Origin of the sequence: Desulfovibrio sp. ZJ746 (assembly GCF_011039155.1) — a bacterium.
In the GTDB taxonomy this organism is placed as follows: domain Bacteria; phylum Desulfobacterota; class Desulfovibrionia; order Desulfovibrionales; family Desulfovibrionaceae; genus Desulfovibrio.
In genome coordinates this window covers 313105-331814 of record NZ_JAAKEK010000001.1, presented here as the reverse complement: position 1 = coordinate 331814, position 18710 = coordinate 313105, and the positions used below count along the sequence as shown (strand labels likewise).

At 64.9% G+C, this 18710-nt stretch carries 17 protein-coding genes; 7 read left to right on the top strand and 10 right to left on the bottom strand.

What is annotated here, in order from left to right:
* Positions 1-602: 602 nt before the first annotated feature.
* The 7 genes from G7Y54_RS01530 (at position 603) to G7Y54_RS01500 (ending at position 8210) form a co-directional block, all read left to right on the top strand.
* The gene (locus G7Y54_RS01530) at positions 603-1448 is read left to right on the top strand and encodes a fumarate hydratase (protein WP_165076318.1); all 846 of its coding nucleotides are present in this window, start codon (positions 603-605) and stop codon (positions 1446-1448) included.
* A gap of 9 nt (positions 1449-1457) precedes the next feature.
* A complete protein-coding gene (locus G7Y54_RS01525) occupies positions 1458-2015 on the top strand; it encodes a Fe-S-containing hydro-lyase (RefSeq protein ID WP_165076316.1) in 558 nt (185 codons plus the stop codon).
* A 9-nt stretch (positions 2016-2024) separates the two neighbouring features.
* The gene (locus G7Y54_RS01520; RefSeq protein WP_165076314.1) at positions 2025-2675 is read left to right on the top strand and encodes a succinate dehydrogenase/fumarate reductase transmembrane subunit; all 651 of its coding nucleotides are present in this window, start codon (positions 2025-2027) and stop codon (positions 2673-2675) included.
* A 10-nt stretch (positions 2676-2685) separates the two neighbouring features.
* Positions 2686-4560, top strand: coding sequence for a fumarate reductase flavoprotein subunit (locus tag G7Y54_RS01515; protein WP_165076312.1), 1875 nt, complete (start codon positions 2686-2688; stop codon positions 4558-4560).
* A 2-nt stretch (positions 4561-4562) separates the two neighbouring features.
* Positions 4563-5342, top strand: coding sequence for a fumarate reductase iron-sulfur subunit (locus G7Y54_RS01510; RefSeq protein ID WP_165076301.1), 780 nt, complete (start codon positions 4563-4565; stop codon positions 5340-5342).
* 81 nt (positions 5343-5423) lie between these two features.
* Positions 5424-6845, top strand: coding sequence for a hypothetical protein (locus G7Y54_RS01505; RefSeq protein WP_165076297.1), 1422 nt, complete (start codon positions 5424-5426; stop codon positions 6843-6845).
* Positions 6846-6896: 51 nt separating this feature from the next.
* Complete coding sequence (locus G7Y54_RS01500; RefSeq protein ID WP_165076293.1) at positions 6897-8210, top strand: malic enzyme-like NAD(P)-binding protein; 1314 nt, start codon at positions 6897-6899, stop codon at positions 8208-8210.
* 89 nt (positions 8211-8299) lie between these two features.
* Here the strand turns inward: G7Y54_RS01500 and G7Y54_RS01495 are convergent, their stop codons facing one another.
* The 10 genes from G7Y54_RS01495 to thyX form a co-directional block, all read right to left on the bottom strand.
* Positions 8300-9577 (bottom strand): TRAP transporter large permease, encoded by a 1278-nt coding sequence (locus tag G7Y54_RS01495; RefSeq protein ID WP_165076289.1) that lies wholly within the window; start codon positions 9575-9577, stop codon positions 8300-8302.
* A 12-nt stretch (positions 9578-9589) separates the two neighbouring features.
* The gene (locus G7Y54_RS01490; RefSeq protein WP_165076285.1) at positions 9590-10084 is read right to left on the bottom strand and encodes a TRAP transporter small permease; all 495 of its coding nucleotides are present in this window, start codon (positions 10082-10084) and stop codon (positions 9590-9592) included.
* Positions 10085-10346: 262 nt separating this feature from the next.
* Entirely contained in the window at positions 10347-11318 is a 972-nt protein-coding gene (locus tag G7Y54_RS01485; protein WP_165076282.1) for a DctP family TRAP transporter solute-binding subunit, read from the bottom strand.
* A gap of 127 nt (positions 11319-11445) precedes the next feature.
* Positions 11446-12162, bottom strand: a complete 717-nt coding sequence (locus G7Y54_RS01480; protein ID WP_206214871.1) for a hypothetical protein — start codon at positions 12160-12162, stop codon at positions 11446-11448.
* A 27-nt stretch (positions 12163-12189) separates the two neighbouring features.
* Positions 12190-12657 (bottom strand): pyridoxamine 5'-phosphate oxidase family protein, encoded by a 468-nt coding sequence (locus tag G7Y54_RS01475; RefSeq protein WP_165076278.1) that lies wholly within the window; start codon positions 12655-12657, stop codon positions 12190-12192.
* A gap of 73 nt (positions 12658-12730) precedes the next feature.
* Positions 12731-14341, bottom strand: coding sequence for a hydroxylamine reductase (gene hcp, locus G7Y54_RS01470; RefSeq protein WP_165076276.1), 1611 nt, complete (start codon positions 14339-14341; stop codon positions 12731-12733).
* Between the two features lie 157 nt (positions 14342-14498).
* Positions 14499-15401: an amino acid ABC transporter permease gene (locus G7Y54_RS01465; protein WP_165076274.1), complete on the bottom strand. Its 903-nt coding sequence runs from the start codon at positions 15399-15401 to the stop codon at positions 14499-14501.
* 61 nt (positions 15402-15462) lie between these two features.
* Positions 15463-16215, bottom strand: a complete 753-nt coding sequence (locus G7Y54_RS01460; protein WP_165076271.1) for a basic amino acid ABC transporter substrate-binding protein — start codon at positions 16213-16215, stop codon at positions 15463-15465.
* 79 nt (positions 16216-16294) lie between these two features.
* Positions 16295-16999, bottom strand: coding sequence for an NYN domain-containing protein (locus G7Y54_RS01455; protein ID WP_165076269.1), 705 nt, complete (start codon positions 16997-16999; stop codon positions 16295-16297).
* Between the two features lie 645 nt (positions 17000-17644).
* Positions 17645-18469: an FAD-dependent thymidylate synthase gene (gene thyX / locus G7Y54_RS01450; RefSeq protein WP_165076267.1), complete on the bottom strand. Its 825-nt coding sequence runs from the start codon at positions 18467-18469 to the stop codon at positions 17645-17647.
* Positions 18470-18710 lie beyond the last annotated feature (241 nt).

Here is an 18710-nt window from a genome sequence, read left to right as displayed (position 1 = left end):
CTGGTCCGCGAGGATTTTCAGCAGGCTTCAGGTAACCCAAAATTCCTTTCCCCCTTCGGCGAGACGAAGGGTCGCCATGGTAGTTTCCTCCCCGTCCGGGTTGATGATTACCCCGCGGGAGTGCCCACGCGGGAAGATGCCGCAGGATCGTTCCAGATTTGGGTACTGGTCAGGGAAAATCCCGGGCTGCTTTTCAGGTGGAACGGCCCGTGCGCAGGCTGCGTGCCCCGGCCCGACGAGCGGTGAGGGCGGCCCGTTCGCCCCCGCGACTTGCCGGAAACAGGAACCTCCACAGGAAGCCCCCAGCCTGTGCATGGCGCATGCGGCTGCGCCGGGCACAGGCGCCCTGTGCCCGCGTGCGCCGAAGGAGATGTTCGGGCGCCTGCCCCGAACAGCGGGCGCACCCGCGGGGCGGCAGCCTGACGCCCGGGCACGAGTTTTTCACTGTGGAAAAATCCTTGCCTTGTGAAAAAATGCGCTTTAAACTGGGGCCACCTGTACGGCATTTGGCCATGGGCAAACAGTGGCCGAAAAACTGTTTGATTGACCACTCAATTTCGCGTGTGTGGCCAGCTGTGGACGAAAACCTTTCGGGAGGACATATGCGGGAAATACCGGCGGAAGAAATCACTGCGGCGGTGGCGAAGCTGGCTGTGCAGGCCTGCTGCGACCTGCCCGGGGGGATGAAGGCGGCGCTCGAAAAGGCCAAGGCCGGCGAGCCCTCGCCTGTGGGGCGCGACATCCTCGACCAGTTGCTGGAAAATGCGGACATCGCCCGCCGCGAGCAGGTGCCCATCTGCCAGGACACCGGGCTCGCCGTGGTGTTCGCCGACATCGGCCAGGACGTGCACATCACCGGCGGCGACTTCGTGGAGGCCGTCAACAAGGGCATCCACCAGGGCTATGTGGACGGCTTCTTGCGCAAGTCCAGCGTGGAGGAACCGCTCTTCGAGCGCAGGAACACCAAGGACAACACGCCGGCCGTCATCCATACCCGCATCGTGCCCGGCGACCAGATCCGCCTGCGCCTCGCCCCCAAGGGCGCGGGCTCGGAGAACAAGAGCGTCCTGAAAATGCTCGTGCCGGCCGACGGCATCGAGGGTGTGCGCAAGGTCATCCTCGACGCGGTGAAGGCCGCGGGGCCCAATTCGTGCCCGCCCATGGTGGTGGGCGTGGGCATCGGCGGCAACATGGAGCTCGCCTGCCTGTGCGCCAAGCGGGCGGCCGCGCGCGACATCGGCACGCGCAACCATGACCCGCGCTATGCGGCCTTTGAGGACGAGCTGCTTGACCTCATCAACAAGACCGGCATCGGCCCCCAGGGCCTCGGCGGCGAAACCACGGCCGTGGCCGTGCATGTGGAGTGGGCGCCCACGCACATCGCGTCGCTCCCTGTGGCCGTGAACATCAACTGCCATGCCGCGCGGCATGCCGAAGCCGTGCTTTAGGAGGCGACCATGGCCGAAGCGAGAAGGATCACCGCACCGTTTGACGATGCCACGGCGCGCAGCCTCAGGGCCGGCGAAAAGGTGCTCATCACGGGCACCATCCTCGCCGCGCGCGACGCCGCGCACAAGCGCATGGTCGAATGCCTCGACAGGGGCGAGAAGCTGCCCGTGGACCTCACCGGGCAGGTCGTCTACTACGTTGGCCCCACGCCCGCCAAGCCGGGCAAGGCCGTGGGCTCGGCCGGGCCCACCACCGCGGGCCGCATGGACGCCTATGCCCCGCGCCTCATGGACGAGGGCCTGAAGGGCATGATCGGCAAGGGCTACCGCAAGCCGGAAGTGGTGGAATCCATGAAGAAGAACGGCGTGCCCTATCTGGCGGCCGTGGGCGGGGCCGGGGCGCTCATCGCCGAGCGCATCAGGAAATACACCGTGCTCGCCTGGCCCGACCTCGGCCCCGAGGCGCTGGCCGCCATGGAAGTGGAAGATTTTCCGGCCATCGTGGTCATAGACAGCGAGGGCTGCGACTATTATGAAGCCGGGCAAAAGCCGTATCGCAAATTGTGAGGAGAAACCATGACTCCACGATCCCCGCAAGAGGCCCCGTCCCGCCTGGATTTCTGGCAGGCCCTCTCCGGCGCCGTGCTCGCGCTCTTCATCTGCGTGCACCTGGTGCTCGAGGGCAGCGTCGTCCTGAGCCCGAAGATCACGGACTGGATCGGCTGGTTCATGGAAGAGATCTATCTCGCCCAGGTGGCCGCGCCGCTCATCCTGCTCATCATCGTGCTCCATTTCTGGATCGCGGCCCGCAAGATGCCCTTCCGCGCCGGCGAGCTGCGCGTCTATTTCCAGCACAGCCGGGAGCTTGGCGACGCGGACACGAGCCTTTGGCTCGTGCAGGTGGTCACGGCCACCATCATCCTCGTGGGCGCCTTCTTCCATGTCTATTCGGTGATGATCGACATGCCGCTCGAGGTGGACAAGAGCGCCATCCGCCTGCATGAGGGCTGGGTGGTCTTCTATGTCTTCTTCCTGCCGGCGTGCATCCTCCACACTGGCATCGGCGTCTACCGCATCGGCGTGAAATACGGCCTTATTTCCCGGGCGCGCCGCGAGTTCTGGCGCAAGACCATCTGGATCGTCATGGGCGCCTACCTGTTGCTGGGCACCTGCTCCATCACCCGCGTGTGGTTTATCGGCGACGCCCTCATCCAGGCAGTGCAATAGGAGGGGAACAATGCGGATCCATTATTGTGATGTCCTCTCGGTGGGCGCAGGTCTGGCCGGGGAACGCGTGGCAGTGGAGGCCGCCCAGGCCGGCTACAACGTCATCTGCCTGAGCATCGTGCCGCCCCGGCGCTCGCACAGCTCGGCCGCGCAGGGCGGCATGCAGGCGGCGCTCGGCAATTCCATCATGGGCGACGGCGACTCGCCGGAGATCCATTTCAACGATACGGTCAAGGGCTCGGACTGGGGCTGCGATCAGGAGGTGGCCCGCATCTTCGCCGAGCAGGCGCCCATCGCCATGCGCGAAATGGCCTTCATGGGCGTGCCGTGGAACCGCGTGGTGCCCGGCGAGCACACCTATTACAAGGGCGGCAAACCCTTCCAGGCCACGGAAAAGAAGGAAAACGAGGGCCTCATCCACTCCCGCGCCTTCGGCGGCACGGCCAAGTGGCGCACCTGCTACACCTCGGACGGCACCGGCCACGCCGTGCTCTTCACGCTCGACAACCGCATGCTCCAACTGGGTGTGCAGGTGCACGACCGCATGCAGGCCGAGGCCCTGATCCACGACGGCGAGCGCTGCATGGGCGTCATCGCGCGCAACCTGCGCACCGGCGAGCTGGAGGCCTATATCGCCAACGCCACGCTCATCGCCACCGGCGGCTTCGGGCGCCTCTACCGCGCCACCACCAATGCCGTCATCTGCGACGGCGGCGGCCAGATCATCGCGCAGGATACGGGCGTCGTGCCGCTCGGCAACATGGAGGCCGTGCAGTTCCACCCCACGGGCACCGTGCCCACGGACATCCTCGTCACCGAGGGCTGCCGTGGCGACGGCGGCACCCTGCTGGATGTGAACGAATACCGCTTCATGCCCGACTATGAGCCGGAAAAGGCCGAGCTTGCCTCGCGCGACGTGGTCTCGCGCCGCATGACCGAGCACATGCGCAAGGGCTTCGGTGTCAAAAGCCCCTACGGCGACCACCTGTGGCTGGACATCCGCCACCTCGGCGAAAAACACATCACCACCAATTTGCGCGAAGTGTACGACATCTGCCGCCACTTCCTGGGCGTCAATCCCATCCACCAGCTCATCCCGGTCAGGCCCACCCAGCACTACAGCATGGGTGGCGTGCGCGTGAACAAGGACGGCCACGCCTACGGGCTCAAGGGCCTGTTCGCCGCGGGCGAGGCCGCCTGCTGGGACATGCACGGCTTCAACCGCCTGGGCGGCAATTCGCTCGCCGAGACCGTGGTGGCCGGCCGCGTGGTGGGCAAGAAGGTGGTGGAGTTCCTGCAGGGCGACAGCATGACCTTCAAGGCGGACGCCATGCAGGACGCGCTCAAAGGCGTCGAGCAGCGCATCGAGAGCCTGAAAAAGGGCACCGGCGACGACTGCTACACCCTGCGCAACGAGATGCAGGACGCCATGATGGAATATGTGGGCATCTTCCGCAACGGCAAGGATCTGCAGAAAGGCGTGGACACGCTCCAGGAGATCCTCGAGCGCACGAAGAACATGCGCCTTGCGGGCAAGGGCCAGCGCGGGCAGGACGCCGAGATGGCCATGGCCCTGCGCGTGCCCGGCATGGTGCGCCTTGCGCTGACCATCGCCTACGGCGCGCTGAAGCGCACGGAAAGCCGCGGCGCCCACGCCCGCGAGGACTATCCCGAGCGCAACGACCGCGACTGGCTCAAGCGCACCCTCGCCACCTGGAAGCCGGGCGACACCCTGCCTACCCTCAGCTATGAGGAGGCCACGCCCTTCTTCATCCTGCCCCCCGGCGACCGCGGCTACGGCGGCGGCAAGATCATCGACGGGCCGGACATCCCCGCGGAGAAGCTGGTGCCCTTCGCCGAGAAAAAAGAAGCCCAGGGAGCATAGCTATGGGACGCACGCTGACCTTTGAAATCTTCCGCTACAACCCGGCGGACCCGGACTCAAAGCCGCATATGCAGACCTATACGCTGGAGGAAACCCCCAGCATGACCCTGTTCATCGCGCTCAACAAGATCCGCGAGGAGCAGGACCCCACCCTCCAGTTCGACTTCTGCTGCCGCGCCGGCATCTGCGGCTCGTGCGGCATGGTCATCAACGGCCGGCCGTGCCTCGCCTGCCACACGCAGACGGCCGACCTGCCGGACAAGATCACCCTGCACCCGCTGCCGGTGTTCAAGCTTCTGGGCGACCTCTCGGTGGACACCGGGACATGGTTCCGCGGCGTGGGCAAGAAGATCGAGTCCTGGATACACACCAAAAAGCAGTTCGACGAAAACGCGCCCGAAGAGCGCATGGACAACGAGCTCGCCAACCAGATCTTCGAGCTCGACCGCTGCGTGGAATGCGGCTGCTGCGTGGCCGCCTGCGGCACCGCGCGCATGCGCGACGACTTCATCGGCGCCACCTCCATCAACCGGCTGGCGCGCTTCTATATCGACCCGCGCGACGAGCGCAAGTCATCCGACTATTATGAGCTCATCGGCGACGACAGCGGCGTTTTCGGCTGCATGGGCCTGCTCGCCTGCGACAATGTCTGCCCCAAGCAGATACCCCTGCAGGACCAGCTCGGCGTCATGCGCCGCATGGTGACGCTGGAATCGGTCAAGGCCATCATCCCGGACTTCATCCGCAACAAGCTCGTGGGTTGCCCGGACAAGAACGACTAGCCCTTTCCCCGGCTCCGGCGCCCGCGGCGTTTTGCCCGGCGCGCCGGGGCCATTTCTCCAACACTTGCGGAGTCCGCCGAGATGGACTTACTCACCAAGCTCTTTATCACGCACGGCGCCGTGCAGACCACCCTCGTCCTGAGCATCACCATCGCCCTCGGCATCCTGCTCGGGCGCATACGGGTCTTCGGCGTCAGCTTCGGCATCGGCGGCATCCTGTTCAGCGGCATCATCCTGGGGCACATGGGTCTTTCGCTCGACCCGAAGGTATTGTCCTTCACGCGCGAATTCGGCCTCATCCTCTTTGTCTACGCCATCGGCATGGCCGTGGGGCCCACCTTTGTGGAGTCGCTGCGCGACCAGGGCCTCAAGCTCTGCGGCGCGGCCGTCTATGTGGTGCTGGCCGGGGCGCTCCTGGCCGCGGCCTGCTTTGCCGCGTTCGGCCTTTCCGTGCCACAGACCGCCGGCATCTTCAGCGGCGCCGTGACCAATACCCCGGCCCTGGGCTCGGCCAACGAGGCCTGGAGCATGGTGGGCGGAGCGCCGGACGTGGTGGCCGAGGGCCTCAAGGTCATCGGCATGGCCTATGCCGTGGCCTATCCTTTCGGCATCTTCGGCATCATCCTCACCATGATGCTGCTCAAGGGGCTCTTCAAAATCAATGTGGGCGAGGAGCTGGCACGCCTTTCCGCGGCGAAGCCCGGGCACCACGAGCAGCTCGACCTTGCGGACACGGAGACTCTGCTCGTCACGAGCGGCGCCGTCTCCGGCAGGGAGCTCGCCGCCGTGGCGCCGGCGGGCGCGGACATCAGGGTGCTCATCCGCGGCAGGAACGAATATGCGTGGAACGGCAAATGGCGGCTCAGGCTGGACGACAAGATCGTCGTCCAGAAGGGCCCGGGGGCCGACGCCCTGGCCAAGCTCGTGGGCAATGAACCGGCCCATCTCGAGCACCCCAACATGCTCGCCATCTTCATCGGCATCTTCGCGGGCGTGTTCATCGGCAGCATCCCGGTCTTCGTGCCCGGGCTGCCCACGGGCCTGCGCCTCGGCGTGGCCGGCGGTACCTTGGTGCTCGCCATCATCCTCGCTCGCGTGCAGCGCTTCGCCGGGCTCACCTGGTATATGCGCCCGGGGGCCAATAACCTCATGCGCGAGATCGGCATCCTGCTCTTCATGGCCTGCGTGGGCCTCTATGCGGGCACGGGCTTTGTTGATACCGTGGTCAACGGCCCCGGCTTGCGCTGGATGGGCATCGGCGCCATCATCACCTTTGTGCCGCTGTTCACCGCCGCCCTGTTCTGCCGCGCGGTGTGGAAGATCAACTTCCCCACCATCTGCGGCATGCTGGCGGGCAGCATGACCGACCCGCCGGCGCTGGCCTTCGCCATGCAGTATTATGGCGGCGAGGTGGCGGCCACGGGCTATTCGACGGTCTATCCCGTCACCATGATATTGCGCATCCTCATGGGGCAATTGCTCGTGCTTTTGCTCATTTCCTAGCCTTCCGGCGGCCGCGCACGATGCCCGGCCGGGAAACATAAGGAGTTCGCCATGGCCTTGTACACCAAACAGGAAGCACTGGACTACCACCACTATCCCCGACCCGGCAAAGTGGAGGTGCTCCCCACCAAGCCGTGCAACACCCAGAAAGACCTCTCCATGGCCTATTCCCCGGGCGTGGCCGAGGCCTGCATGGCCATCCACGCGGACGAGGCGCTGGTGGCCGACTACACGGGCCGCGCCAACCTTGTGGCCGTGGTCTCCAACGGCACGGCCGTGCTCGGCCTCGGCAACATCGGCCCCAAGGCCGCCAAGCCGGTCATGGAGGGCAAGGGCGTGCTCTTCAAGATGTTCGCCGACGTGGATGTCTACGACATCGAGCTCAACGAGAAAGACCCGGACAAGATCTGCGAGATCGTCAAGGCGCTCGAGCCCACCTTCGGCGGCATCAACCTCGAGGACATCAAGGCGCCGGAATGCTTCTACATCGAGGACAAGCTCAAGAAGGAGATGAACATCCCCGTCTTCCATGACGACCAGCACGGCACGGCGGTCATCACGGGCGCGGCCTTCCTCAACGCCTGCGAGATCGCGGGCCGCAAGCCCGGGGACTGCAAGGTGGTCGTCTCCGGCGCGGGCGCGGCCGGCATCGCCTGCTGCAACTTCTATGTGGCCCTCGGCGTTGACCCGAAGAATGTCTACATGTTCGACTCCAAGGGCCTCATCTGGAAGGGCCGCACCGACCTCAACGAATACAAGGCGCGCTACGCGCAGGACAAGAACTGCACCCTCGCCGAGGCCATGAAGGGCGCGGACCTCTTCCTCGGGCTCTCGGTCAAGGGCCTCGTCACCAGGGACATGGCCAAGAGCATGGCGAAAGACCCGGTCATCTTCGCCTGCGCCAATCCCGAGCCGGAAATCACCTATGAGGACGCCAAGGCGGCGCGCCCCGACTGCATCATGGGCACGGGTCGCACGGACTACCCGAACCAGATCAACAATGTCTCCGGCTTCCCCTTCCTCTTCCGCGGCACCCTTGACGTGGGTGCCACGGAGATCAACGAGGCCATGAAGATCGCCGCGGCCAAGGCGCTCGCCGCGCTGGCGCACGAGCCCGTGCCGGCGGAAGTGGAAAAGGCCTATGGCGGCCAGAAGTTCTCCTTCGGCATCGACTATGTGATCCCCAAGCCCTTTGACCCGCGCATCATCGAGTGGGTCACGCCCGCCGTGGCCAAGGCCGCCATGGATTCGGGCATCGCCGCGCGGCCCATCACCGACCTCGCGGCCTATAAGCTCGGCCTTTCCGAGCGCGTGAAAAAGGCCCGCGAGCGCGCGGCGGCGCTCTATGCGAGCTATGTGAAGTAGCAAGACGGAAAGGGCGCACGCCCCTCCCGCGCACAAGAAAAGCCCCTCTCACCGGAGAGGGGCTTTTCTTGTGCAAGCGCCGGGCGCCGTCACTTCATCATGCTTGGCACGCAGGTGATGATGCTCGGGAACCAGGTGAAGATGACGAGCGAAATAAGCAGGGTGGCGAGATAGGGCAGCACCTTCACCGTCACCTTGTCGATGGAAATGCCCGCGATGGAGGACACCACGAAGAGGTCGAGGCCCACGGGCGGCGTGATGCAGCCGATGGCGAGGTTGATGACCATGAGCACGCCGAAGAACACCGGGTCGATGCCGAGGCCGAGCGCCACGGGCAGCAGGATGGGCGTGAGGATGACGATGGCCGCCGAGGCGTTGATGAGCGTGCCGATGAAGAGCAAAAGCACGTTCACCAGCATGAGGAAGACCAGCGGGCTGCTCGCCACGTCGGCGAAGGCCTGGGCCAGCATGTGCGGCACCTGGGCGTTCGTCAGGATCCAGCCGAAGAGGTTGGCCGCGCCCACCACGAACATGATCATGGTGGTGTTGTAGGCCGCGCCGAGCAGGGTGCGCCAGAGGTCCTTGAGGTGCAGCTCGCGATAGATGAAGAAGCCCACGAAGGCGCCGTACACGGCGGCCACGGCCGCGGCCTCGGTGGCCGTGAAGATGCCGCTGTAGATGCCGCCCAGGATGATGACCGGCATCATGAGCGCCCAGAAGCATTCTTTCGTGGTGCGCAGAAGCCGCATGACCGAGAACTGGCCTTCGCCGCGGTAGCCGTTCTTCTTGGAGATGACCCAGCTCGTCAGGCACATGACCACGCCCATGATGATGCCGGGCAAGAAGCCGGCCATGAAGAGCTCGGCCACGCTGGTATTGGCGATGGAACCGTACACGACCATGGTGATGGACGGCGGGATGACGATGCCCACGGTGCCGCCGCTGGCCACCACCGCCGCGGCGAAGCTGCGCGGATAGCCGCGCCGCTCCATCTCGTCGATCATGGAGGCGCCGATGGCCGCGGTCGTGGCCGCGGACGAGCCGGAAAGCGCCGCGAAGAACATGCCGGCCACGGCCACAACGAGGGCGAGGCCGCCAGCCAGCGCGCCCACGAGCGCCATGGAGAAGTCCACGATGCGGCGGGTCACGCCGCCCTCGCTCATGAAGGCGCCGGCCAGCATGAAGAAGGGCACCGCCATGAAGGAGAAGGAGTCGATGGACGTGAACATGCGCTGCACGACGACCACAAGGGGCATGTCCTGCACAGCCCAGAGCACGATGGCCGAGGAGAGGCCGAGGCCCACGCCGATGGAGGCGCCGGTGGACAGGATGATGAAAAAGGAGACGAGAATTACCCAGAGCGTCATGGCGGCCTCCTGCTACATGTCCCCGGCGGGTGTCTTGATCACGTTGACGAGGTTGATGACCACATAGAGCAGCATCACGGCGCAGCCGAAGGGAATGACGCAATAGACCCACGACATGGGGATCATCATGGCCGGCGAGGTCTGGTAGCTCGTGCGCATGACCATCTCAACGCCGCAGACCACCATGATGAGCAGGAAGACGATGGTGAAGATGTCGGCGAGGATGTTCAGGAATTTCAGGGTTGCGCCGTGAACGTGGCTCGTCAGCGTCTCAATGGCCATGTGGCCGCCGCTTTTCGCCACCAGCGGCAGCGCGAGAAAGACCACCCACACGAAGAGGTAGCGGGCCAGCTCCTCGCCGAAGGACGGCGTGTAGTTGAAGACATAGCGGGTGATAACCTGGCCGAACACCATGAGCAGCATGAGGCCGTTCCCGACGATAACCAAAAATTTCAGCACCTTGTCCAGCCCGTCAAAGAGGGTCTGCCACAGACTTTTTTGCTGCATAGAAGCCTTCCTTTGGAGATCCTTGCTCTTGGAGATCCTTGCCCTGGACAAGGGAAAAACCGGGCGAATAAAACGCCCATCCGGGGCTGCCGACAGCATCGGCAGCCCCGGAAATCCTGAGGGAGGGCGCGGTGAGCTCCGCGCCTCCTGAAGGGCCGTTCAGCGCCCTTGCGTTATGCCGCGTTGCGGAGGGGGGATGCGCCTCCGCGCAACTCACGCGGCAAGGCCGGGGACGCGCAAAAAGACCCTTGCCTCGCTTCGCCTACTTCACGGCCTGGATGGCCTTGATGTTGGCGTCGCCAAAACGCTTCACATAGTTGTCCCACGCGGGCTTGGTGGCCTTGGCGAAGGCTTCCTTGTTCACGTCGTCGTTGACCTCGGTGGTGCCGGCGTCCTTGATCTGCTGGAGGAACTTGCCCTCGAGGTCGCGGCAGAGCTGGCGCTCCCAGTCGCGGGTGTCGATGGCGGCCTGCTTGACGATGGCCTGCTGCTCAGGCGTCAGCTTCTTCCAGGCGCTGGTGGAGATGAGCAGCGGCTCCGAGGCGTAGGTGTGGCCGGTGAGCGAGAGATACTTCTGCACTTCGTTGAACTTCTTGGTGGCGATGTGGCCGAGCGGGTTCTCCTGGCCGTCGATGACGCCCTTCTGGAGCGAGGTGTAGAGCTCGCTCATGGCCATGGGCGTGGGGCTCGCGCCGAGGGACTTCATCATGTCGATGTAGACCGGCTGCTCCATGACGCGCACCTTGAGGCCCTTCATGTCTTCGGGCTCCTTGATGGGGCGCTTGTTGTTGGTCATGTGGCGCACGCCGTTCTCCCAGATGGCGAGGGTGATCATGCCGCGGTCCTCGCCCTTCTTGGCGAGATCCATGCCCACGGTATCCAGCGCCTTGTAGGCGTGGTCGGTGTCGCGGAAGATGAAGGGCAGGTCGAACACGGCCACTTCGGGCACAAAGTTGCCCATGACGGCGGTGCCCGTGAGGGTCATGTCCACGGTGCCGAGGCCCAGGCCCTCAACGAGGTCGCGCTGGTTGCCGAGCTGGCTGGAGGGGAAGACCTGGATGTCGATCTCGCCGTTGCTGCGTTCCTTCACCAGCTTGGCGAAGTGGTCGGCGCCCTGGCCGTAGACGTTCTCGGGCTCGGCGATGTGGCCGAGTTTAAGGGTGACGGGAGCGGCCATCGCCAGGGAGGCGGTCAGCGCGAGCGCGCAGACCGTGCTGAAAAGCGTGCGAAGCATAGGGCACCTCATGGTTGTGCCAGGCGGCGGCGCCGCTCTGACGGGTTTTCGCAATACTAGTGCATGCGGGCGGCATCTGGCAAGCGCCGAGTGGCGCGCCATGCGCCGCCCCAGCGCCCGCGCCGGCTCACGATAGGCGCTTTTCCGGCTCCGCCGCAGGTTCCGTGACGCACAGCTCCGGGGGCGCCGGCGTCACATCCCCGGGGAGCAGCGGCATCTTCCCGCCCGGGCCCGCCCGGTGCCCGCCTGGGAGGAAGGAAAGCGGCCGGTAGATGGAAATGAGGCACATGGAGAGGATGATGCAGGTCTGGAGGATGCTCGCCCACACGGAATCCGGCAGGATGAGGCCGCGCATGAAGCGCAGAAGATCCGCGAGTATCGAGTTCCCGAGCCACGCGATGAGGCTGTCGCCCGCGGAGCTCCAGAAAAAGAGGCCCCAGAAGAGCGCGCTCGCGGAGATGAGCCACTTGTAGATGATCCACGCGAACCTGAAAAAGCCCAGCGAGGTGAAGAAGGAATAGAACAGGCCCGTGAGGATGCAGCCGAAGAGCCCGGGCATGACCACCCAGGTGTCGATGAACCACGAGCAGCGGGCGACCATTTCTGGCGGCACGCCGCCGGCGCTCGTCCGCAGGATGTGGAGCGCCTGCATGGCAAAGGCGCCGCCGCCCCAGGCGATGGCCGAGAGCAGGTGCACGGCCTTCATGTTCTTGATGAGGTCATGATCCCTGAAGCGGTAGCACTTGCCGCGCTGCCCGAAAGACCTGACGTGTTCGTCCAGCATTGCAGACCATGCCTTGTGGATGGCGCGCCGCGTGGCGCGCGTGGACGGAGAAGGGCGCACGGAAATGCCCTGAAAGACCGTGCTCCCCTACTCCGCCGGCTTGCACTCCTTGCCGGTGAGGGACTCGATATCGATGCGCAGGATGGCGACGCGCCGCGCCGTGGCTTCCGGCGTGGGGCGCGGGCAGCGCGCGGCGTAGCGGGCGCCGATGCAGTCGAGCGCGTGGCACTTTTCCGCCATGTCCTCCACCACCTGCGCGCGGCCTGTGCCGCAGACGGACTTGTAATAGGTGGAGGCCGACTCGCGGTCGATGTGGATGTCCACCGCGCAACTGAAGGCCACGCGCGGGTCGCTTCGCACGCAGTCGAGCTTGAGCCCCTCGTGCGCGCAGTGGATGTACAGCCGCGCCCAGTCGCGGGAGTGGTCGTAGGCGAAGTTCACGGGCAGGCAATACGGGGCGTCGCCGTTTTTCAGCGCCAGAAAGAGCACTTCCGACGCGGCGAACACGGCGTCAAAAAAGGCGGCGTCCGTCCTTTCCCTGTCTTTGCGGCGCATAGGCGCCCTCCTTGAAAAGATGTGCCGCGGCCGCCGCCGGCGAACGTTCCGGCGGCGGCCGCGTTAGTCGCTGTTACTTCTTGCCGAGCAGGCGCGCCATGTCCTCGTCCGGCGTGGTCATGAGGCGAAGGCCCCACTGTTCCACCAGGATGTTGAGGATAGCCGGGGACACGAAGGCCGGCAGGCTCGGGCCGATGACGATGTTGCGCACGCCGAGGGCCAGCAGGGTGAGCAGGATGGCCACGGCCTTCTGCTCGTACCACGAGAGCACCATGGAGAGCGGCAGGTCGTTGACATCGCACTTGAGCGCGTCCGCCAGGGCGAGCGCCGTCTGGATGGCAGTGTAGGCGTCGTTGCACTGGCCGCAGTCCATGAGGCGCGGCAGGTCGCCGAGCTTGCCCAGGTCCTTGTCATAAAAGCGGAACTTGCCGCAGGCGAGCGTCAGTACCACCGTGTCCTCGGGCGTCTTTTCCACGAATTCCGTGTAGTAGTTGCGGCCAGGCTTGGCGCCGTCGCAGCCGCCCACGAGGAAGATGTGCCTGAGCTTGCCCTGGGCCACGGCGTCCAGCACGGCCGGGGCGGCGTTCAGCATGGTCTTGCGGCCGAAGCCGGTGAGGATCTTCTGGCCGGGCGCGTCGTCGGCGTAACCGGGCATCTCCTTCGCCTTCTCGATGACCGCGGAGAAGTCGCGCTCCCTGCAATGGGTGCAGCCGGGCCACGACACATTGCCGGAGGTGAACACCTTGTCGCCATAGGCGCGCGGGTTCTGGATACAGTTGGTGGTGAAGAGCACGGGGCCCGGGAAGTCCGGCAGTTCCTTCTGCTGGTTCTGCCAGGCCGTGCCGAAGTGCCCGGCCAGATGCGGATAGGCCTTGAGGCGCGGATAACCGTGGGCCGGCAGCATCTCGCAATGGGTGTACACGTTGATGCCCGTGCCCTCGGTCTGCTTGAGCAGGGCCTCGAGGTCGCGGAGGTCGTGGCCGGAAATGAGGATGGCCTTGCCCTTGCGGTGGCCGAGGTCCACCGGGGTGGGCACCGGGTCGCCAAAGTGGCCGGTGTTGCCGGCGTCCAGAAGCTCCATGGCCTTGAGGTTGCCGCGGCCGCATTGAAGCACGAGGTCGAGCCAGCCGCCGAGGTCGCGCACCGCCCCGTCCCACGCTGTACCGGCGATGAGCGCCTTGCAGACGAAGGACGAGAGCTCCTTGTCGCGCTGGCCGAGGCGCGCGGCGTGATCCTTGTAGGCGCAGAGGCCCTTGAGCCCGAAGAGCAGGATCTGCATGGCCGAGTTCACGTCCGCGTCGCTGGAGAAGTGGTCCATGCCCACCACGCTCTCCGGGAGCTGCTTGCGGTACTCCTCGATGGAGAGCGCGAGGTCGTCGGGCACCTCGCCGAGCTCGGCCGCGAGGGTGCGCGCGTGGAGCAGGGTCTCGGTCTGGAGTTTCCCGATGGCCTCGGGGTCGAAGTTGACATTGGTCAGCGTGGCGAAGAGCGTGTCGGCGATGAAATCGTCATAGACATCGGTATCCATGCCTTTTTCGCGGGCCTGCTCCACCAGCGGCGCGAGGCGGCGCAACAGGTAGACCAACTGGTCCTGAAGCAGGGCCACTTCGGCATTCTTGCCGCACACGCCGGCCACGGTACAGCCGGTGCCCTTGGCGGTCTGTTCGCACTGGTCACAGAACATGGCGACTCCTTTATGTATTTTGGCGTTTTTCCGCAATCTCCGGCCCGCGGCGAGGCGCCGCCCCGGAAACTGCGGAAAGAGCATATCCTCCCCGGCCGAAAAATGCAAAAGCCCCCGCGCGGCGCGCGGAGGCTTTTTGCGTCAGGAGCGGAGCCCTCTATTTGCCGTCGTAATAATTGAGCCGGCCCTCCATGTGGCTCACGCACTTGGAGAGGATGAGGGTGATGATGAGATAGATGAGCGCCACCACCGTATACGTCTCAAAATAGAGATAGGTGGTGCCCACGAAGCTCCGCGCGCGCTGCATGATGTCCGGCACGGCCAGGATGGAGACCAGCGAGGTGTCCTTGAGCATGGCGATGCACTCGTTGCCCACGGGCGGCAGGATGGTGCGCCAGGCCTGCGGCAGGATGACGAGGAACATGGTCTGGAAGCGGTTGAAGCCCAGCGAGCGCGCTGCCTCGCTCTGGCCCTTGGGGATGGCCATGATGCCCGCGCGGAACACCTCGCCCATGTAGGCGCCGTAGCAGATGCTGATGGCGGTCACGGCCGAGGCGATGCCGCTCACCTGGAAGAAGCGCGAGAGCGCATAATAGATATAGAAAAGCTGCACCAGCAGCGGGATGCCGCGGATGACCTCCACATAGGTGGAGGCCAGGAGATTGATGAAGCGGTTGCGCGAGATGCGCCCGAGGCCCGTGAGCAGCCCGAGCGGCACGGCGAAGCAGATGGAAAGGATGGTGATCTCGAAGGTGATGACCACCCCGTCCGGCAGGTAGAGCAGGATGCGCAGGTAGGGGTCCGGCCAGATCGTGCAGAGGGCGATGAGCGAGCCGACGGCGCCCACGAGGGCGATGGACCAGGCATTGACCAGACGCCGCTCCTGCGGGTTGGGGATGGAGGCCCCGTCGGTCACAAGGACGATATTGGCCTTGCTGTGGACTTCATCCCCTTCAAAAGAAGGGCTGAGCCCGCGCTGGGGCCGGAACAGCCGGAGGAAGGATGGCTCCCGCTCCGCGCTGCCGGCGGGCCGTTCCGTATTCTTGCCTGTGTTGTCCATGCGGGCTCCTCCGCGTGAAGTCCTGGCCGGGCCCCGTTGCTTGAAAAGTGCGTCCTTCCGCCTACTTGCCGTCACCCATCCACTTGCTGATGAGCTCGGCTTCCTTGCCGGAATCCTTGACGGCCTTGATGCCCTTGTTGAGCTTTTCCACGAGGTCGTCGCGGCCCTTGCGCACGGTGAAGCCGTAATATTCCTTGTCGCCGGTCTTGTAGGAAAGGTTGAGCTTGCCGGCGGTGTCGGGCTTCTTGTTCACATAATACATGGCCACCGGGTCGTCGCAGATGACAGCGTCGATGCGGCCGCCCACGAGGTCCTGGATGGCGAGGCCCACGTCGTCATATTCGCGCAGATCCGCGCCGGTGTCGGCCTTGCGCATGACGAAGATGCCGGTGGTGCCGATCTGGCCGCCCACCTTCTTGTCCTTGAGGTCGGCAAGGCTCTGGATGCTCTGGCCCGCGGGCAGGATGACGGCCTGCTCCACTTCATAGTAGGGCACGGTGAAGGCGAACTGCTTCTGGCGCTCAGGCGTGATGGTGGTGGAGGAGGCGACGATGTCGTACTTGCCGGTCGCCACGCCACCGAAGATGCCGTCCCAGGCCACGTTCTGCACGTCCACGTCGATGCCGGCGGCCTTGGCGGCTTCCTTGATATAGTCCACGGAATAGCCGGTGGGCTGTTTCTGGTCGTCCAGAAGTTCCATGGGCGGCCAGGTGCAGTCGCTGGCGACGGTGTATTTTTCGGCAGCCTGGGCAATGCCGCCAAGGGCCACAATGGCCAAGGCGAGAACGAACCCGCCGCAGAGGGAACGGAACATGTGGGCCTCCTGAATGGGTTATGGTGAACAAAAACCGGCCCGGTGAGCCCGTTGCCGGAAATGCGCCGGCGACCCCCGCCTATTCGTTGCCGGGGCAGGGGTCATCGTCCTCGTCATCGTCCTGGGGGAGCACGGCGCGGTGCGCCGGGGGCACATAGCGGGCGGCGTGACTCGCCACCGACTCCTCCCCGTCCTCGGGGGCGCGGTCGTCGCGCAGGGCCTGCTGGATGAACCAGTCCTCGCGGATGCGCCATGAGGCCGCGGCCGCATAGGCCGGCGACGAATAGCCCACGGAAAGGACGAGGGTGCGCCTGGCGTGCTCCTGCAGGCGGATGAGCAGGGGCGTGAAATCCGCGTCGCCGGAAAGGATGATGAACTCGTCAAAGTGCGTGGAGTGTGAAAGGTCGTCCATGCAGTCCATGACGAGGTGGATGTCGGTGCTCGTCTTGCCGCGCGAGGTGAGCGGCGGGCAGTCCACCACCTGGAAGGCGCTGCGGATGAAGGGATTGCGGAATTCGCGGTAGCGCTCGGGGTTGAGATAACAGGTGCGTTTGAGGATGCGCCGGCGCACGCCGTCGCCGTAGAGGATGCGCAGGGCGTGGTTCTCAATCCAGCGCACCCAGCGGTAGGGCGAAAAGCCGAAGGCGCGGGCGGCGTCCGGGTCGGCCTCGAGGATGCGGGTATAGATGTTGTCAAAATCCACATAGAGCGCGCTGTACACTTCATCGAAATTGGTGAACCGGGCGCCCTCGGGTGAGCGGGTGGCATCGGAAAATCGGGCCATGATATCCTCAAAAAAACAAAGGTTCCGCAGGCCTTGGGCCTGCCGGTGCCGTCACCGGCACAATTCCAAGAAAGAAGGCAGCATGATAGCGCCAACACCTCCGCAAGACAAGGGAATGGACCCTTGAAATTTTTAGCCCCCGCCGTCGCCGCCGCCAGCCTGCGCCGGGCATCGACAGCAGCGATGGTGCCGGAAGAATCCTAAAAAATAAGATTTTTCGGCGCTGGCGCGCTAGCCGTTGGCGAGTCCGCGAGCCTTACGGATAGCGACAGTGACAGCGTTGGCTGTCTGGCGCGCTAACTAACTGCTGTCTTCATCCGTAGCTTCCTTCGTCGCAACGGCTGAAGCAAGGAAGATAAAAATTTTCGCAGGGAGTGTACTCAAGTACTCGACCGAGGAAATTTTTCTCTGACGCGGCCAGCGCCGAAGCGCTAGCCGTTGGCGAGCTTGCGAGCCTTACGGATAGCGACAGCGGTTTCGTTGATTGGCTGGCGCGCTAACTAATTGCTGTCTCCATCCATAGCTTCCTGCGTCGCAACGGCTGGAGCAAGGCTGTTTTTGACGGATAATTTCGGCATTACAGATGCAGCAGGGGTACACCATCAACTCAAAAGTATCATAAGGCCTTGGCGCAAGCCCGTGCCGCTACGCCCCTGCTCCTTCTTCCGCTTCGCCGCCGTTGAACTCGGCCGGGCTCGGCATGTGGCGCGCCCTTTCCCGTTCGCGCAGGATGCCCAGGGCTTCTTCTTTCGTGAGGATGCGGCCGCGGCAGGCCGGGTTCTGCAGGGCGTTCTCCGGGCAGTAGCCGAGCCCGACGCAGCTCGGGCCCGCTCCCGCGAACAGGTCGGGCGCGGCCTTGCGGCAAAGGCGCAGCATCTTCCACGCGAGGTCGCGGATCTCGGCCTGCGCGTTGCGGCAGCAGCGGATGGCGAACCAGTCCCTGAGGGCGTGGGCGTTCATGCCGATGATGGCCTTGAAGGTCGTGGCCTGGGGCTTGAGGTAGCGCAGGTCCTCCTCGGGGATGCCTTCCGCGAGGCCGGCCTCGTACCACTGGCGGGAGAGCTCGGCCAGGTCGCGGCCGGAAAGGCGCGCCGCCCGGCCGTCCGGCAGGCTGAGCTCGGCCGTGAAATCGGCCGCGGCCCTAGGCCAGGCCACGCTGAAGCGGCGCTTGCCCTTGAGCTCCGCCCGGCCGGACTTGATGAGGTAGGAGGCGTGGCGCTTGCGCACGAGCTGCACCTCGGTCACGCGGGAATAGCCCTCCACGCCGAAGAGGAACCAGTCGAATTCCAGCGCGGCGCCGTGCCCGCTGTTCAGGATATTGCGCACGATCTCGCGCGAATAGGGCGACGCGGCGATGTCTTCCAGCTCGCGCTCGCTGCGGACGAAACGGGCGGCGATATCGGTGAAGATCCTGCCGCCGCCCGCCAAAAGCAGCACCTTGCCGTCGCCGATGAAGCGTTCGTCCAGCATGGCCGGGCCTCCTGTTGTTGGCATTTGGAGCGGGCAGTCTAGCCGCTTTCGGGCGCTGTGTCCATGCGGATGACGGCTTGACAGCGGCCGCGCAAAAACGTGAGAGTGACCGGGCTTGTCTGTGCGCCGTCGGAATCTCTGGAAAAGCACACCTGATGGCGTTCGGGCCACAGCCTTCCTTAAATCCGTCTGGAGCGAAGCGGAAGACGGGTGCCGGTGCCGGAAGAATCCTAAAAAATAA

Excerpts from the sequence above, each read along its gene's own strand:
- G7Y54_RS01530 (WP_165076318.1), top strand. The coding sequence starts at position 603 with ATGCGGGAAATACCGGCGGAAGAAATCACTGCGGCGGTGGCGAAGCTG.
- G7Y54_RS01525 (WP_165076316.1), top strand. The coding sequence starts at position 1,458 with ATGGCCGAAGCGAGAAGGATCACCGCACCGTTTGACGATGCCACGGCG.
- G7Y54_RS01520 (WP_165076314.1), top strand. The coding sequence starts at position 2,025 with ATGACTCCACGATCCCCGCAAGAGGCCCCGTCCCGCCTGGATTTCTGG.
- G7Y54_RS01515 (WP_165076312.1), top strand. The coding sequence starts at position 2,686 with ATGCGGATCCATTATTGTGATGTCCTCTCGGTGGGCGCAGGTCTGGCC.
- G7Y54_RS01510 (WP_165076301.1), top strand. The coding sequence starts at position 4,563 with ATGGGACGCACGCTGACCTTTGAAATCTTCCGCTACAACCCGGCGGAC.
- G7Y54_RS01505 (WP_165076297.1), top strand. The coding sequence starts at position 5,424 with ATGGACTTACTCACCAAGCTCTTTATCACGCACGGCGCCGTGCAGACC.
- G7Y54_RS01500 (WP_165076293.1), top strand. The coding sequence starts at position 6,897 with ATGGCCTTGTACACCAAACAGGAAGCACTGGACTACCACCACTATCCC.
- G7Y54_RS01495 (WP_165076289.1), bottom strand. The coding sequence starts at position 9,577 with ATGACGCTCTGGGTAATTCTCGTCTCCTTTTTCATCATCCTGTCCACC.
- G7Y54_RS01490 (WP_165076285.1), bottom strand. The coding sequence starts at position 10,084 with ATGCAGCAAAAAAGTCTGTGGCAGACCCTCTTTGACGGGCTGGACAAG.
- G7Y54_RS01485 (WP_165076282.1), bottom strand. The coding sequence starts at position 11,318 with ATGCTTCGCACGCTTTTCAGCACGGTCTGCGCGCTCGCGCTGACCGCC.
- G7Y54_RS01475 (WP_165076278.1), bottom strand. The coding sequence starts at position 12,657 with ATGCGCCGCAAAGACAGGGAAAGGACGGACGCCGCCTTTTTTGACGCC.
- hcp (WP_165076276.1), bottom strand. The coding sequence starts at position 14,341 with ATGTTCTGTGACCAGTGCGAACAGACCGCCAAGGGCACCGGCTGTACC.
- G7Y54_RS01465 (WP_165076274.1), bottom strand. The coding sequence starts at position 15,401 with ATGGACAACACAGGCAAGAATACGGAACGGCCCGCCGGCAGCGCGGAG.
- G7Y54_RS01460 (WP_165076271.1), bottom strand. The coding sequence starts at position 16,215 with ATGTTCCGTTCCCTCTGCGGCGGGTTCGTTCTCGCCTTGGCCATTGTG.
- G7Y54_RS01455 (WP_165076269.1), bottom strand. The coding sequence starts at position 16,999 with ATGGCCCGATTTTCCGATGCCACCCGCTCACCCGAGGGCGCCCGGTTC.
- thyX (WP_165076267.1), bottom strand. The coding sequence starts at position 18,469 with ATGCTGGACGAACGCTTCATCGGCGACGGCAAGGTGCTGCTTTTGGCG.